This window comes from Okeania sp. SIO3I5, assembly GCF_010672085.1.
Classification (GTDB): domain Bacteria; phylum Cyanobacteriota; class Cyanobacteriia; order Cyanobacteriales; family Microcoleaceae; genus Trichodesmium.
Window position 1 is genome coordinate 22581 of sequence record NZ_JAAHHT010000027.1, and the last position, 17320, is coordinate 39900.

Here is a 17320-nt window from a genome sequence, read left to right on the forward strand (position 1 = left end):
ATGTTTTTGGGTTTTAGGGGGTAAATGCTTAAGGGCAGGCTCAATTTATTGTCATTAGAGAAAAATTGTATAATTCAGAAGTATTATAAATACTGTCAAAATTACTTCAGGGAAAATATACGGTTGTAAATATTCTCTGACGACAAATAATTAACTCTGCCTGAAAGGGCAAAACTTCAATCTAATTTTTTCGGTCAAAGAAAACTTCAATTTATGCAGAGATTCCACTCTAGGAGATGTATTAACTATAGAGAATATTCTAAAGTCTAAAGTATCTGAACATTAATAATATGACCCAAAAATTAGTTTTAAGAAATCGCCGAAAATCCCCACTTTCACCCTGGCAACATATAGATTGGTCTCTGCTATTGGTTTATATAGGAATGACTATCTTTGGTGGAGTTATGATCCAAAGTGTGGAAAGAAACCAGGGGCTAACAGATTGGTGGCAGCATTGGCTAACAGGGGGAATAGGCTTAATTTTGGCCTTAATTATTGCTCGTTGTCGCTACGAAGTTTTGGTTAACTGGAAATGGATAATTTATATTTTGACCAATATATCTTTGATGGCAGTACAAGTCATCGGGACCTCAGCCCTCGGGGCACAAAGATGGATTAATGTTGGTGGTTTCCATGTTCAACCGTCAGAGTTTGCCAAGGTTGGGGTAATTATTACCTTGGCAGCAATACTCTCGTCTAAGACTAGGGTAAAGTTACTAGACTTTTTTAAAGTTCTGATCATTACAGCAGTACCTTGGTTATTAGTTTTTTTAGAACCCAACCTGGGCACTTCTTTGATATTTGCTGCAATTACTATAGGAATGCTTTACTGGGGTAATGTTAATCCTGGTTGGCTAATATTACTTGTCTCTCCGATTTTTTCAGCTATCCTCTACAACATTTATTTCCCCGCTTGGGTTGCCTGGATAACTTTGATGGCATTAATTGCTTGGCGGAGTTTGCCTTGGGGTTCGTTATGGGCTCCAATAGTTGGGGGGATTAATTTTTTATCTGGAAATATTGGGCAAATATTATGGAATTTGTTGAAAGACTATCAAAAAGACCGATTAACAGGATTTCTTAATCCAGAACAAGACCCCTTGGGTACAGGATATCATCTGATCCAATCTCGTATTGCTATTGGTTCTGGACAACTTTTTGGTAGGGGGTTATATCAAGGTACTCAAACTCAACTTAATTTTATTCCTGAGCAGCATACAGATTTTATTTTCTCGGCTATTGGTGAAGAATTGGGTTTTATTGGTTGTATTTTTGTACTTTTGGCTTTTTGGTTTATTTGTATGCGCTTGGTGATTATTGCTCAGAGTGCTAAAGATAATTTTGGTTCTATCATGGTTATTGGAGTATTATCAATGTTGATATTCCAAGTTTTTGTGAATATTGGTATGAATATTGGTTTGGCTCCTGTGACTGGTATCCCATTACCTTTACTTAGTTATGGGCGATCGGCTTTGTTGAGTAATTTTATTGCTCTAGGATTGGTAGAGTCAGTTGCTAATTGCAGACCTAAGTAGGGTTTGCTGAAAAAAGCAAAGTGTGGGAAGTGTGGGAAGTGTGGGAAGTGTGGGAAGTGTGGGAAGTGTGGGAAGTGTGGGAAGTGTGGGAAGTGTGGGAAGTGTGAGAAGTGTGGGAAGTGTGGGAAGACAGGAAAAGTAGGAGAAATAATTTTTCCTTTTACAATACCGATGCTACCGGACATGATATGACTCCTGGATTCTGGATTCTGATTTCTTTTGACTTAACCAATCTATAACTGTTTAACCGGATTTGATATCATATCAAATCCGTTTGATTGGACATAAAAAAAATCTCCTATCTTCATAACTACACTTATCTTTGTGATTCTCTCTCCTCCTGACTCCTGACTCCTGACTCCTAAATACTTAACCAATCTATAACTGTTTAACCGGATTTGATATGATTTGATTTTTGAGGAGCGGAATCTTATGTGAGATTAGGGCAATACGAGAAAGAAAAGAAAAATACTCCCATATTACCCAATACCTCATCTCCCTCACTCCCCCACTCCCCTACTCCCCTACTAACAACCGTAGGAGTATTTCGCCAAGACTGAAAGCCATTAATGGATACTGAGGTTCAAATCCTCTAGGGTTATAGAATCGGCATCAATGTCTTCTAAGATGGCAACTATTTCACCATCTAGCTTGAGAATCGCGCCAGATTCGCCGGTTTCTATTACTAAGCGATCTAGGGTGACGTTATTATCCTCAACAATTAATTCTATGGAGTCGATACCTGGCGTAAAGTCGGTAATCAGGTTGGTGCTGGCGCCTGCTGTTAAGACAAAACGATCGCTACCACTTCCTCCAGTTAAGGTATTGTCGCCGATACCACCACTAAGAATGTCGTTACCTTTGTCTCCCCGGAGTACGTCGTCTCCTGCTCCACCTTCTATGAAGTCGTCTCCTTTGCCACCATGTTGAGTGTCGTTTCCTTCTCCACCTTGGATGAGGTCATTACCTCGGTTACCGTTGAGAAGATCGTTTCCTTCTCCTCCGTAGATGAGGTCGTTGTTGTTGGCATTACCAGATGAGTTATCGTTGTCGCCGTAAATAGTGTCGTTACCTTGTTGGCCAAAGAGGGTATCTGGACCAAGGTCGCCGTAGATTAGGTCGTCGCCGTTTTCGCCGTTGATGAGGTCGCCCTCTTTACCACCGTGAAGGGTATCGTTACCAAAACCGGCGTTGATAATATCGCTGCCTCGGTTGGCGGCTATGAAGTCATGGCCATCAAAGCTGCCGATCCAGTCGTTGCGATCGCTACCTAAATGTTGGCCACTTTCTTCTTGGCCAATTAAGAAGTTGGCGATGGTTAGGCGATCGCTTAGGTCATCTGGGCTAAGTTGGGGTATGATCGGCAACGGTGGCGCTGCAGGTAGCTGGACTGTATATATTTCTGGGCTATCGGGGAATTCTTCCTGTAGAATGCTTGGAGTTGTAAGGCCAATGGGGCCTGCTGCTGCTGGCTGTTCCACCAACGGTTGTTCGCTGGCAACTGGAGATTCAGGTGCTGTTGGTTCCTCTGTTTGGGGAACTTCATTTACAGGTTCCTCAGATTCTGTCGGTTCTTCTGCTTCGGGAACTTCATTTACCGGAGATTCAGATTCTGTGGGTTCCTCTGTTTGGGGAACTTCATTTACCGGAGATTCAGGTTCCTCTGTTTCGGGAACTTCATTTACCGGAGATTCAGATTCTGTTGGTGACTCTGTTTCGGGAACTTCATTCACGGGCTCCTCAGATTCTGTTGGTTCGTCTGTTTCGGGAACTTCATTTACCGGAGATTCAGGTGCTGTTGGTTCGTCTGTTTCGGGAACTTCATTTACCGGAGATTCAGGTTCTGTTGGTTCGTCTGTTTCGGGAACTTCATTTACCGGAGATTCAGGTGCTGTTGGTTCGTCTGTTTCGGGAACTTCATTTACCGGAGATTCAGGTTCCTCTGTTTGGGGAACTTCATTTACCGGAGATTCAGACTCTGTTGGTTCGTCTGTTTCGGGAACTTCATTTACCGGAGATTCAGGTTCCTCTGTTTGGGGAACTTCATTTACCGGAGATTCAGACTCTGTTGGTTCCTCTGTTTGGGGAACTTCATTTACCGGAGATTCAGGTTCCTCTGTTTGGGGAACTTCATTTACCGGAGATTCAGATTCTGTTGGTTCCTCTGTTTGGGGAACTTCATTTACCGGAGATTCAGACTCTGTGGGTTCCTCTGTTTGGGGAACTTCATTTACCGGAGATTCAGACTCTGTGGGTTCCTCTGTTTGGGGAACTTCATTTACCGGAGATTCAGGTTCCTCTGTTTCGGGCACTTCATTCACAGGTTCCTCTGTTTCGGGCACTTCATTTACTGGAGATTCAGATTCTGGTGTTTGAGGAACTTCATTTACTGGTGACTCAGGTGCTGTTGGTGACTCTGTTTCTTCGGGAACTTCATTTACTGGTGACTCAGGTGCTGTTGGTGACTCTGTTTCTTCGGGAACTTCATTTACTGGTGACTCAGGTGCTGTTGGTGACTCTGTTTCTTCGGGAACTTCATTTACTGGTGACTCAGGTTGTGTTGGTGTTGCTGTTGGTGTTTGGGGAACTTCATTTACTGGTGACTCAGGTTGTGTTGGTGTTTGTGTTGGTGTTTGGGGAACTTCATTTACTGGTGACTCAGGTTGTGTTGGTGTTGCTGTTGGTGTTTGGGGAACTTCATTTACTGGTGACTCTGGTTGTTTTGGTGCTGGTGTTTGGGGAACTTCATTTACTGGTGACTCAGGTTGTGTTGGTGTTGCTGTTGGTGTTTGGGGAACTTCATTTACTGGTGCCTCAGGTGCTGGTGTTTGGGGAACTTCATTTACTGGTGACTCAGATTCTGTTGGTGACTCTGTTTCTGGAACTTCATTTACTGGCGACTCAGATTCTGTTGGTGACTCTGTTTCGGGAACTTCATTTACTGGTGACTCAGATTCTGTTGGTGACTCTGTTTCGGGAACTTCATTTACTGGCGACTCAGATTCTGTTGGTGACTCTGTTTCTGGAACTTCATTTACTGGCGACTCAGATTCTGTTGGTGACTCTGTTTCTGGAACTTCATTTACTGGCGACTCAGATTCTGTTGGTGACTCTGTTTCTTCTGGAACTTCATTTACTGGCGACTCAGATTCTGTTGGTGACTCTGTTTCTGGAACTTCATTTACTGGTGACTCAGATTCTGTTGGTGACTCTGTTTCTTCTGGAACTTCATTCACTGGTGACTCAGATTCTGTTGGTGACTCTGTTTCTTCTGGAACTTCATTCACTGGTGACTCAGATTCTGTTGGTGACTCTGTTTCTTCTGGAACTTCATTCACTGGTGACTCAGATTCTGTTGGTGACTCTGTTTCTTCTGGAACTTCATTCACTGGTTCATCTTCGGCGGGAACTTCGGAGTTCGGTTCTTCCTCCTCCAGTTGAGTTGGTAACGTGGGTTCTGAAATAACACCAATTTCTGGCAACACAAACTCTGGCACCTCCGCAGTTTCATTCTTGAGAATAGCTAAAACTTCTCCAGTAGGTTTGTAAGTAATAATAGTATCCCCAGTTTCCGGATCTGTCTCCGAAGAAATGTCTTTTTTCTTCAAACCGTCGAGATAACTGAGGGTGTCCTTGCGTTCGTCATAGTTGTAAATAATGTCTGGTCCGCGACCAACTCCCAAAACAAAGGTATCGCGACCCGAACCACCATATAACCGATCGCTACCCAGACCACCATCCAAAACGTTATTGCCCGACTTGGCAACTAAAGTATCTTCTCCCTCGCCACCGAATAGTTCGTCGTTACCACTATCTCCTAATAATAGATCGTCGCCCTCTTCCCCATCAATGGTATCGTGACCAGCATCGCCCCCGAGCAAATCGTTGCCAAGTCCACCATTAATAACGTCAGCTCCTGCACCGCCGGAAATTGCATCGTCGCCAGCTTCACCTTCTAATAAATCGTTATTAGCATCGCCTGCTATTTCGTCGTTCCCTGCTCCACCTTTAACGCTATCTTTACCGGAACCGCCGTTAACAACGTCGTCATCTTCTCCAGCTAAAATTGAGTCATCGCCTGCACCGCCTTTAATACTATCCTTACCGCTACCACCGTCTAGCGCATCATCACCCTGGCGACCATCAATATAATCTGCTCCTCCCAGACCGTTTAAAGCATTGGCGCCCTGACCACCGATGAGTACGTCGTCAAATCCTGAACCCTCTTGGTCTTCATCGGAGTTATTATTTTTCCCTTGATTGTTGCCTTGATTGTTCCCATTGCCGTTGCCCTGGTTGGAGTTACCCGGGTTAGAAGGTTGATTGCCATTACCGTTACCTCCCTGATTGCCTCTTGTCGGTGCTTCTTCGGGACTGCCTTGGGTATCTCGCTGGACTCCGGGTATGTTGCCTGGTTGTGGGTCGCGAGGGGCACCCTGTTGTTCGCCCCAGAGGTCGTCTTTTTGGGTAACTAAACCGAGTTCGCCGTAGGGTTCGGTTAAATTCCGATCGCTACCGCTAGCTTGCCCTAATTCAAAGAGAAACTCGACGACGTGAGGAGAAGGTGCTCGGACGATGGTGGGTTGACCAAAAGGACTGAACGGAACTAGGAAACTGTTAAATTCCCCAGACCAGTCAAATAAGCGATCGCCTCCAGTATTGGCAATCATTACGTCTAAACCTCCGCCACCGTAGGCAAAGTCGGCATCGGCAAATTCGGGGTCGTCGGGGCGGTTGTTCAAACCGTCGTTGCTGTCGTGGTTGTCGTCGGCATTTAATAAGTCGTCGCCTAAACCGCCAAACATCCGGTCGTTGCGAGTACCACCTACTAACCAGTCATTACCTAAATCGCCAAAAATGCGGTCTTTTCCGTCATCAATTTTCTCGCCAGTTTCGTCGATCGCTTCAAAGTTCAATAAGAAATCTTCTATTTTGACTCGGGGGTTTTCGGCATCGTAAGCAAACAATTTGCGAGTTTCCGGGTCGTATCTCAAAGGATTGAAGTCGCTCACTGGATCGGCGTTGTAGAAGTTGGCGAGTGCTTCGGCGCCGGAAATTGCGTCGTCTTCTGCTCCACCGTGGAGGAAGTCGTCGCCCAAACCACCGTAGATAACGTCGTTGCCACCGGACTCGAAGGCGAGCAACCGAGCTTGTTTGTTGAGGCGATCGCTAATATTGATAACTGCCCCGATAAATGGTCCTGGTAAGTTAATGCTACTTTGCTGAGTTGCTGTGTCGATACCGTAGAGGGTTTCTGTTTCGCCGTTGCGGTTGATTAAAATTAGACCGTCGTCGCCTAAAATGCCGTCTTCGCCAGTACCGCCGTAAATCCGGTCATGTCCGACACCGCCCATAATATTGTCATCCTGAGCGTTACCGAAAATTACGTCGTTACCTGTCATGCCGTAAATTTCGTCATCTCCTGCTTCGCCGTAAATTAAATCGTCTGCTCCCAAGTTGGCGTCACCACCAGGAATGTAATCTAGGAGTTCGACTGCGCGAGGTACCAGTCGCTTGGAATTACTGTAACTGTCGTAGGTAAATGTCAGATATGCTCCGCTGTCGGTGCCATTAGTCCCAACGATACGATAAATATTGCCGTTGTCGCCGATAATGACATCGTTATCGCGACTATGACCTTCCGCAGATTGGTCGCCGACATCGTTGCGTTCTGTTTGCAGACCGGAATCGCCGAAAATTAAATCTTTTCCAGCAGGACGTTTTTCGGCAGTGTCGTTTCCGAAGAGACTAGAACTGTCGCCAATAATATCGTCGCGACCTGAGTTACCAAAGATTAGGTCTTCGTCGCCACCGCCTTCGATGTAATCGTCGCCATCGCTATCTGCGCTAACCGATGGGTCTGTCGCGCTAATAGTTTCGGCAATGGAACTGTCGCCTTGGATTTTATCTTCGCCTAGTTGACCCAAGATTATGTCGTTGTCGGCACCGCCAGCAATAATATCGGCGCCAAATTTATTTGCATCAGTAGTTGCCGTGTGGTCTAACAACTGGATATCCCGTTCTGTTGTGGCATCAGGGTTGGTTTGAGCATCGTCTGTTACCAGGGCGTTACCTTCTGCGTCGTAAATAACTTCACCACTGAGAGACCTCATTCGCGGACTGAGAGCATCGGGACGTCGCAAGATGGAAGCATTATCGCCAGCTATGGCGTCGTCGTCCTCCCCACCATCAATGTAGTCGGTCTCGTCGTGACCACCAGCAACGTTGTGACCGCCAATAATATCGTCTTCGCCATCGTCGCCATACAAGGTATCTTCTCCCTGCTGACCTAAAATAATGTCATCGCCCTCATCGCCGTGGATTAGTTCGTTACCACCCTGGTCTGCAGTTAAAATATCGATCGCTGTAAAGGTAAATGGTGGTTCTTCCTGGTTAAGCGGTAATGCTGCCAGATCGATAACTCCTTCTGCCTTACCGTGGTCGCCGAATACTAAATCGTTGTCTGCACCAGCGCGGATTTCGTCGCCGTCGGTGCCGCCAAAGAGCATATCGTTACCGTTACCGCCAAAGATAAAGTCGCGATGACCAGCAGTCGGGTCTGTAGTCGAGACTAAATTCAGATTTTCGAGGTCGCCGTCGATGGTATAGTCAAATTTGCCGTTATCGCCTAAACCGATATCCTTGCCTTCCCCTCCTTGGATGGTATCTATCCCGAAACCGCCGACGAGAGCATCGTCGTCTTCGTTGCCTTCTATACTATCGTCGCCCCCGTCCGTTGGGAATATAGTTTCAATTTTTTCTGTTGCCTCATTTTCGTCGCGAATAATTTGGGCATTATCGCCGACCACTACATCATCACCAACGTTACCGCTCAAGAGGTCGCCTCCGACTCCGGTAGTATCGTTACCACCGGAACCGCCAATAATAATATCGTTGCCCTCATTTCCGCTAATGGTATCCTCACCGCCAAATTCAGGAGACTGACTAATAATATCGTTAGCTTCCTCACTACCATCATTTTCAACAACACGACCGTTATCTCCCAGAATAATATCGTTATCTGCATTGCCCTCCATAATGTCATCACCGAAACCTCCCATTAGCATATCGTCGCCCGCGTTACCTTCGATGCTGTCGTTACCGCCGACATCTTCAGCAATGGTAGTAGTCCGTTCGACAATATTCTCGGCATTCCGCTGGATGTAAGCATGGTCGCCCGCTGCCACGTCCTCGCCATCATTACCGGAAATAGTGTCGCTGCCGTCACCACCTATGAGGAGGTCATCACCTTCGTTACCTTCGATGTAGTCTTCTCCGTTATTGCCAGGGAATGTAGAGAATACATCGTTAGCTTCTTCGCTGCCGTCATCGCGGACGACAACGCCGTTATCGCCCAAGACAATATCCCGGTCTTGGTTGCCGGAGATGCTGTCGTTGCCAGCACCACCTAAAATTGCATCCTCGCCTTCATTGCCTTTGATGCTATCGTTACCACCCGTTGCTGGTTCCGTAGTTTCGATGCGCGTTACTTCACCATCAACAAAGGCAATCTTGCCGTTATCGCCCAACATAATGTCTGCGTCAGATGCTTCTTCATTCACCGCAATCGCTGCTGCATAAGCTCCGTGCATAACATCGTTACCCGCACCACCGAAGGCGATATCGTCGCCACTACTTGCTATAATCTCATCGTTGCCACCAAATTCTGGATCGATAGTTTCAATTGATTTGAACTGATACTCTTCGATAATCACACGACCTCCGTCACCAATGAGGACGTCTTTTCCGGTGATTTCGTTATTCTCCGCTTCGTCCCCAATAACCAAATCGTCGCCAGCACCACCGAAAGCGATATCTTCTTCGGAACCCCCATCAATAGTATCGTTGCCGTCCGTTGCCACATCAACTTCGGTGAGTATAGTTGTATCTCCAGCAGTACCGCTGTCTCCAAAGAGAACATCGTTACCCTGTTGACCGATCACTTGGTCGTCGCCAGCGTTACCAAATATTAAATCGGCGTCCCCTTGTCCATAAAGCAAGTCGTTATCCTCGTCGCCGTAAATGGTATCAGTACCAAATCCGCCTTCAACCGTATCATTGCCAGCGTTACCATGAATGTAGTCGCTGCCGTTTTCGCCGTAGATCAGATCGCCATCTTCCCCACCGGAAATAGTATCCCGTCCTCCCTCACGAGGCAAAGGTGCAATTCGCGTGCCATCTACTTCAAATTCAGAATCGCCCCAAATTTCATCTTCGCCAGAATTACCATCAATCACATCAGCATCAATACCACCACCGATTAAATCTGTACCGCCTTCACCGTAAATGGTATCTTTACCTTCACCACCGACAATGGTATCTGCTGCCTCAGTTCCCGCTGGAGCATTAGTTCTCGTATCAATTTCATCGTAGGAAGAATCACCCCAGATAATATCGTTACCAGCGCCCGCATCTATATAATCTGTGTTGCCACCGCCACCGATGGTATCATCGCCGTCACCGCCGTAAATGGTATCTTGACCAGGGTTGCCACTATCACCGCTGAGGATATCTGCTCCCTCACCGCCATCAACAAAGTCTTCACCACCGCCACCTGTAATATGGTCTGTACCTTTACCACCCAGGAGACTGTCGCTGCCACCGCCACCATGAACGGTATCGTCGCCCAAACCACCGATAACGGTAACGTTACTGCTGTCGGAACCTCGGAAGTCCACGAAGTCGTTACCCGGACCAGCGTCTATTTCTACCGGAACACTAACATTGTCAAATACTAATACATCATCGCCATCCCCGCTTTCAACGACAATACTGGTTACATCTTCATAAGTTTGAGTGTTGCCAAAGGAGGAAACGATAATATTTCCACCCTCTTGACGAATGGTAAAGTTTTCAGCAGCATCCTCAGTGTTTTGGTGGAGGCGATCGCCTGCAAAGTTACCCGCATTCAACCGCAACTCACCGCCACCGATTTGACTTGCCAATACTTCCTCACGCTCCAGTGTCAAGTCAAAATCTAGTATGGGCAAATCCGGTCCGATTTGTCCTTCCTCCTCCAGAACAAACAATATCTCAATAAACCACTTTAACCTAGCTACCACTTGACCGCTAATATCAAAGACTGCGGTAATTGGGTTATCAGTCAAAAAGCTTTCATCGCTGTTTGCTCCCAAATAGATATTGTTCAAAATCTCCTCAATGCGGACTCTACCATCGCTATCGGGGTCATTTAAGTTAAAATCAATATTACCATAGATACCACCAGTAACTCCTAATTTGGCAACTGCTATGTTGATCAGCGCTCCTGCATATAAACTGCCATTCAAAACTAATTCGGGAACGTCAGCACCGCTGCCATCAGGGTTGGCACCATCACTGACGTAAAAACCTCGGAGGATATCTAAAGGATATTCGTAGTCAGTTTCGGCAAATTTCTGGATACCGTAGGTGTCGAAACCGAAAGCTAAATCGATGTTGGCACCAACACCTCCACCAATCCTTCCCCACAGAGGTCCGAAAATCGGGAAATCTTGACTGTATTCAAAATCAAATTCTAAAGGTGACATATCGTAAGTCACCAAAACTGCTGGTTTCCCTAACAATAAACCGAATACTTGCCCCGGATCGCTGAGAATGGGGAAGTCAAAAGCACCGTATTGTTTATTTTGTAAACCTTGGAGTAGAGTTTGGGTTTGACCACTGGAGTTGTTAATAAATCCATCAATACCATCCGTCTGTTGTAAATCAACTCCTGGGAAGTTGTTAATATCCTCAATGTTAGCGATGTCGTCTAAGTAGTTAAAACCTGCGTTACTGCTAGCGCTAGAACTGCGACGGACTGTTCGATTCGTTCCTCCTGATTGTCCTACTAATTCCAAATCACCCAGGGGAATGAGTAAATTTTCTGCATCAGTTGGGATGGCATTCACCAATTCAATAATGTTAGCGATATCCTCAATCATCCCAACTTCAGCATAACCGAAAGCTTCTGCTAAATCTAATAAGCTAATATCTTTGCCTGCCAAATCTGAAATCACCGGAATGGGGTCAGTTACAGCGTCAATAACTGGTTGAATCGGTCTGGTGACTTTCTGAACTTCTTTGGCAACTGGTCCTAAAAAGTCGGAAATAAAGGAACCCAAGTCTAAACTAACGTTGTTAAAGGCGACGGTTTCTAAAGTTGCAAAATCCTTGTCTTTGGATAAATTGCTAGCGTCAAAATTCCAGACTAAATCGAAGTCGCTGACGATACCGGGGAATACTCCCGATAGTTCTGGATTGTCAAAAAGTTCGCCATTCACTGAAGCAGTTAAATCGAGATTAACGTCGGCGCCACCAGTCAGACTCGGTGTAATTTCCATGTCGTCTATTTCAAACAATCCGACTTTGTTGGGATTGTCGCTGCCTTTTGATTTCGATAAGTCGATATCGAAACTAGCGTTAAATTTGGTTTTGTCGCCTCCTTCTTCTTTATTATCCTCGATTTCTAATTTCAAAAATGCCAAGCTACCAGTTAGTTTGGAGTCGGGAATAGTCAAATCTAGATCGACTTCTAATTCTGGGTTGTCTTCTTCGTCGTTGAGAATAAAATAGAATCCTTGTTCCTCATTTAAACCGAAACCTAAATCTAATTCCCAATCTAAACCTAATTCGACGTTTCCTTCAGCATCAAGAGCGAGTGCGGGAATGCCAAAATCAAAATCAATTGCGCGATCTAACTGGACTGTACCTCCCAATGTCATTTCCCACTGAACGAAATTATCGTTGGCAGGATCGCCGACAATTTCAATATCCGCAGCAGTGATGTTGCCGTCGCCGTTGCTATCTTTTAACAGTTGCAAATTTTCGGAGTTGAGCAGCTCAAATAAACTCTCTTGAATTAATTCGGGAGATTTGGCGACGTTATCTACTGTATCCCGGAGGGTGTCGTAAATATTCCGGCGCAAATCTCCAATGAATTCGCTAGCGTCGCTCAAATTATCCCCAATTAAAGGCAACTCCAGTCCGAAAATTTCTCCGTCGAGAATATTTTGCAATCCTGCTAGGAAGAGGTCAACTCCTTCGACAGCTAAATTGATTTTATCCAGCAAGCTAAATTTTTGTAGATTATCGGTAATTCCCGACAAGTCCGGAAAATTATAATCAAAATTCTCGCCTTTGGTTGGATTTTTCAAGAAACCGGGTAAGTCAGAAACCGAAAATTCGATATCGCCGACATGATTTGACTCGGTGGGGAAGAAAATCGGCAAATTAGAAGTCAATCCACCCTCAGCTTTTAATTCGGCATCAATTTGGCTAATTTCACTAAATAAAATTCGGTCGTCTCCAGGGGTGGGATCGATTAGTGCGACTTCTAAAGAAGCGAAATCTTCTGTCTCTGCGTTTCCATCTTTATCGAAGGTTACTGCTCCGTCTCTTACCGACGCGCTTAATGGACCTAAACCTGCTGAAAATGCTAAATCTTCTCCTTTAGCAGCTAATTCTACGGAGATTTCGGTGTTGGGTAGGTTCAGAAAAGAAACTGGGTTATTTTCGTCGGAAAGATCGATACCAATACTAAATTTAGCGTTGGCGTTCCCCTCTGCTTCTAAACCTGCTGAACCTTGTAATTTCAAAGCATCAGATAAGTTGGAGTCTAATTCTGCTAAATCTAAATTGACGGGTAAAGACTTCGTAAAACTTTCACCAAAATTGAGATCGACAGTCAAGACGGAATTAGCTTCCTCATAGTTAATAGCAACCAAATCGCTACCTTCTGGCAAACCTAAAGCTTCAGCAAGGCGAACGTTTAATTCTTGAACGGTTCCTCCAGGATTTTCTTGAAAATCATTAACAACTTGTTGGAATTCATCGATATATCCCAAGAAGTCGTTAACGCTAATACCAATTAAAGGCAGATCGTCGTTCAAAAATTCAAATTGCTCAAAGTTTTCCGTCAGGAAAAGAGCGATGTCGTCGAGATAACCAACTATTTTGCTAAAGCTCAATTCGCCAAAGTCTGTCAAATCGCTGAGACTGCTAAAATCGGGAGTCAGTTTCGGGAGACCGAAAATAGAGGAGTTAGAAATCGCGATGGGAACCTCTAAACCACTTAACTCTAAACCAGTTACTCCTGCATCAACGCTAATTTCTTTGAGAGCAACTTCTCCACTCCAATCAATCAGAGGATCTTGGGAAGCGCTCAAACCTTTTTTCAAACCGAGGTTGTTGGACGCTATGTTGTTAGCATCCGTAATTTCCATAGTTAATCCCGCTAAAGTTCCTACGGATAAAACTAATTTGCCTTCATTTTCTTTGACTTCAACCGTGGCATCTATTTCGGCATCGTTAAGAGCGGTATTGACTGCGCTTTGGATATCAGCTATTAAATCTTCTGTGGTTTGATTGTTGCTATCTGGGGTAACTGTAACCGAAACCGTCTCTTCTCCTAATTTCAGATCAAAAGTTGCCTCTTTGCTGAGAACTCCACTTCCAGGTAAAGTATTGTCAGCAGTGAGAATGACACCTAAATGAACTCCTTGGTTTTCGTCAAATAATTCTGAGAGATTAAAGCGTTTTTCTCCCAAAGCATTTTGGAAGTCGATGCCAAATTCTGCTTTAACATCTGTGGTTTCTATGTCTTTAATATTTAACCCGACAAAGCCAAATTCTGCCCTAGTATCAAGTTCGTTGCCAGCAATATTTAAGCTGCCATCAAGAACAGCATCTTCAATGAAAAAGTCGATCACTTTCCTAGCTTGAACAATACCATTTTCAGGAATGCCGATTTCTCGCGCGACATCATTTGTACCTCGGACGGTTAATTGCTTGGCGTCCTCGCCATCCAATGCTATTACTAAGCGATCGCCATTTACCCCCGCCCAAACTTTACCAGCTAAATTGCTATTAGCGTTGAATTCGGCATTAATATCCTCAATTAAATCGGCGATACTGGTGTTACTTGCATTGCGACTAATCGTAATCGCTTCGGTAGGGCGATCGTCGATTTGTATCGTCAAAGTTGCATCCCCTGGCAAAACTCCATTGCTCGGTAAAACAATAGGTTGACTATTGCCGTCCGCATCTACCAAGTCCTCATTACCTAGCATTGCTATGCGTGCTGCTGTCTGTCCTTCTTGTAATCCTAATTTGCTTGCTGCCTCATTATTAACATCAGTTATTTGTAAAAATGCTTCCTCTGTAGACAAAAAGAAACCTTGATTATTTTGAGTAACTGCTCTGACTGAGACATCGACACTGCCTAAAGCGTTTTCGACATCTGTGACTAAATCGCTGAAAGTTGTATTATCCTGGGTGTTGGTTTGCTCGACAATAATTGCCACAGGAGCGTTGTCGCCAACTTTGAGATTAAAAACTGCATCGCTAGCTAAAACAAAATTAGACTCGTCATTAAAAGCAGCGATCGCTACTACTGGAGTCCCTTCCTCATTTAAGTCAACCCCCAAAGTAAAATCCAAACCAACATCAGGAGTCAAAGTTATGCTGGCATCTGAATTAGTTTGAAAACCAGCCAGTTTTCCTAAATCCACATCAAAACCAATCGGTACATCTATTGGTTCTAAACCCGCATCGCTGCCGTCTAGACTAATATCAAAAGTTAATTCTCCAGTAGCTTTATCAAAATTGAGTTCTACTCCTACCGACTCTAAAAGTTCTACCAAACTTTGAACTGAATTAAACAAAGCACTTTCTTCTGTATCAGTTATTGTCTCAGTCAAACCGCTTTCTACAGATTCTGACAATCCCAAAAGCTCGCCCAAACTGGTACCGTCCGTAAAAGGAACTGTAAAATTCAGAGCGTCGGAAAGTTCGAGTTGCCCTAACTCGCTCCCCAACTGTCGAAACCACCCAATAATATCTCCACTGCTAATATTAGTAAAAGGACTCAATAAATTCTCAAAAGTATCATTGACAGAAATAGGTATGGCGCTGCGCTGATCGTCGCTACCGTCTGGTTTTACTTCCTCGCTAAATAAATCCGCTGCATCAATATCAACTTCAATCGTCGTTCCTAAATCTCCTTCCAAACCAGGAACTCCCTCAACTTTTACAGGTAAATTCATTTGGAAATTTCCCGTGGGAGTAACATTAATGATGACGTCAGTAGCGGTATCTTGTAATTCTTGAAGAGTAATCCGATTTAAGCCATCGCTATTATTGGGATCTTTCAGGTTGGCACTTACATCAGCATCTAAAGTCATGCTGCCACTTTCGACTTTAGCTTCCAGGAAACCGACTTTCAAATCCAGATTGATATTGCTGGAGTTAATATCTGCTGTGGCATCTAAATTAACATCTCGTAGGAAAAAATCATTGCTACTTTCAACAACTCCTAAAGTCAAATCCAGACTAGCTGTGGAATTCAAAAGAACATCTGCCGAAGTGTCTAAATCAATTTCTATGCCAAATAAATCCGCATTGCGACCTAAATCTAATTTATAGTTATCGCTAAATTCTAAATCAACAGTAAAATCCAGAACAGTTTCCCCACTCGCTGAAGTCGAACTAACCTCATTAAAATTAATTTGAAGATTGCCGATAGTCGTATCAAGATCGTCGATAAAATCAGCAATGTCTTGGGCGATAAGTCCTGTATCGAGGCGATCGCTCAATTGCTCTTTTAATAACTCACCCAGTTGAAATTCTCCCAAAAATCCTACCGCGACATCTGGATTAGCTTCGCCACCGTCTTTCAATAAACCAGGAATAGAAGCTAATAACTGATTGCCCAAATCTTCGCTGTAACTATCAAGTTCCTCAGCTAGTGTATTGATACCGCTAACTAAAGCATTTTTCACACCATTCCCCACTACCAAATTGTGAGGCAGACTCAACTCTTCTTCTGGGATAAACTCCATGGTTATTGGTGTATCGCTAGGCAAACGGCGATCCCCCACACCCAAAGAACCACTCATCAACTCTCCTTCTGAAGCCAAGTCGTCAAGCCCCAAAAAGTGACCTAACTCGTGAGCTACCACCGTCAGCAAATCAATTTTGCCCTCAGCCGGACTGCCTTCCTCCGCCTTCAAATCTGTACCAGACAAGTCGAACTCTGTATTCTCCCACGGGGTTTCATCGACAAACCAACCGTAACCAGCAGCCGTCGAGTCGATAATAACGCTGTTTCCCTGAACCTGCCCCAAAATTGCTCCCGGCAAATCTGCAACCTCGAATACCACCTCATCCCAATTCATAGGTAGCGATCGCCCCAACTCTGTATCGGACCATTGGTTTATCGCTTCTTCAGCAATTGTACTTAGCGCCCCAACTTCCAGGGACTTAGGTATAGCTGGAGGTCCCAGTAAGCGATCGCCCTCGAATTCTGAGGCTCCCACCAGAGGCTCTTCGGAAATGCCCAAAATATCTGTATTGCTGGATATCTCTAAATCCTCAGCCAGAATTTCCACTTCAGGCCAATCTCCATAGCCATAACCAGAAATTTCTATCGGCACTAAATCCATTGAATCTTTTGCCAGCAGAGGAATACTGTTTTCTCTATTGCTTCCTATCTCTCCCCCTGAAGGAAATAAAGTATTTAATATATCGGTCTCTTCGCTATTAATTGCCCAAGCTTCATTGAGGTTATTACTATTAATTTCCATATCCATGATGCATCCATTTAAATATTTTAAATGTTTATTATACTTGAATATTTTACCGGAGAATTAGTAATTTACAAATCTATTAATATTTCATATTAACATATTAAATATTAATAGATTTATACTACTTTTTGGGAAGTCTCCTCATCTAATACTAATTGCCAAAACTAATGCTACACTTCAATAATCAAATATTTCCCCAGGCTGAAAGTGTTTTTTTAA

The 17320-nt window shown here is 44.4% G+C and carries 3 protein-coding genes; 2 read left to right on the plus strand and 1 reads right to left on the minus strand.

Annotated features, from left to right (window positions below):
- The first annotated feature begins 290 nt into the window (after positions 1 to 290).
- Together rodA and F6K40_RS08525 are read left to right on the plus strand one after the other, a co-directional pair.
- Positions 291 to 1535, plus strand: coding sequence for a rod shape-determining protein RodA (gene rodA, locus F6K40_RS08520; RefSeq protein WP_293134127.1), 1245 nt, complete (start codon positions 291 to 293; stop codon positions 1533 to 1535).
- A gap of 110 nt (positions 1536 to 1645) precedes the next feature.
- Positions 1646 to 1774 (plus strand): hypothetical protein, encoded by a 129-nt coding sequence (locus F6K40_RS08525; RefSeq protein WP_293134130.1) that lies wholly within the window; start codon positions 1646 to 1648, stop codon positions 1772 to 1774.
- Between the two features lie 327 nt (positions 1775 to 2101).
- Here the strand turns inward: F6K40_RS08525 and F6K40_RS08530 are convergent, their stop codons facing one another.
- Positions 2102 to 17098, minus strand: coding sequence for a hypothetical protein (locus tag F6K40_RS08530; protein WP_293134133.1), 14997 nt, complete (start codon positions 17096 to 17098; stop codon positions 2102 to 2104).
- Positions 17099 to 17320: the final 222 nt, after the last annotated feature.

Bases quoted from the DNA above. Each gene is read 5' to 3' on its own strand.
- rodA (WP_293134127.1), top strand. From the start codon at position 291: ATGACCCAAAAATTAGTTTTAAGAAATCGCCGAAAATCCCCACTTTCA.
- F6K40_RS08530 (WP_293134133.1), bottom strand. From the start codon at position 17,098: ATGGAAATTAATAGTAATAACCTCAATGAAGCTTGGGCAATTAATAGC.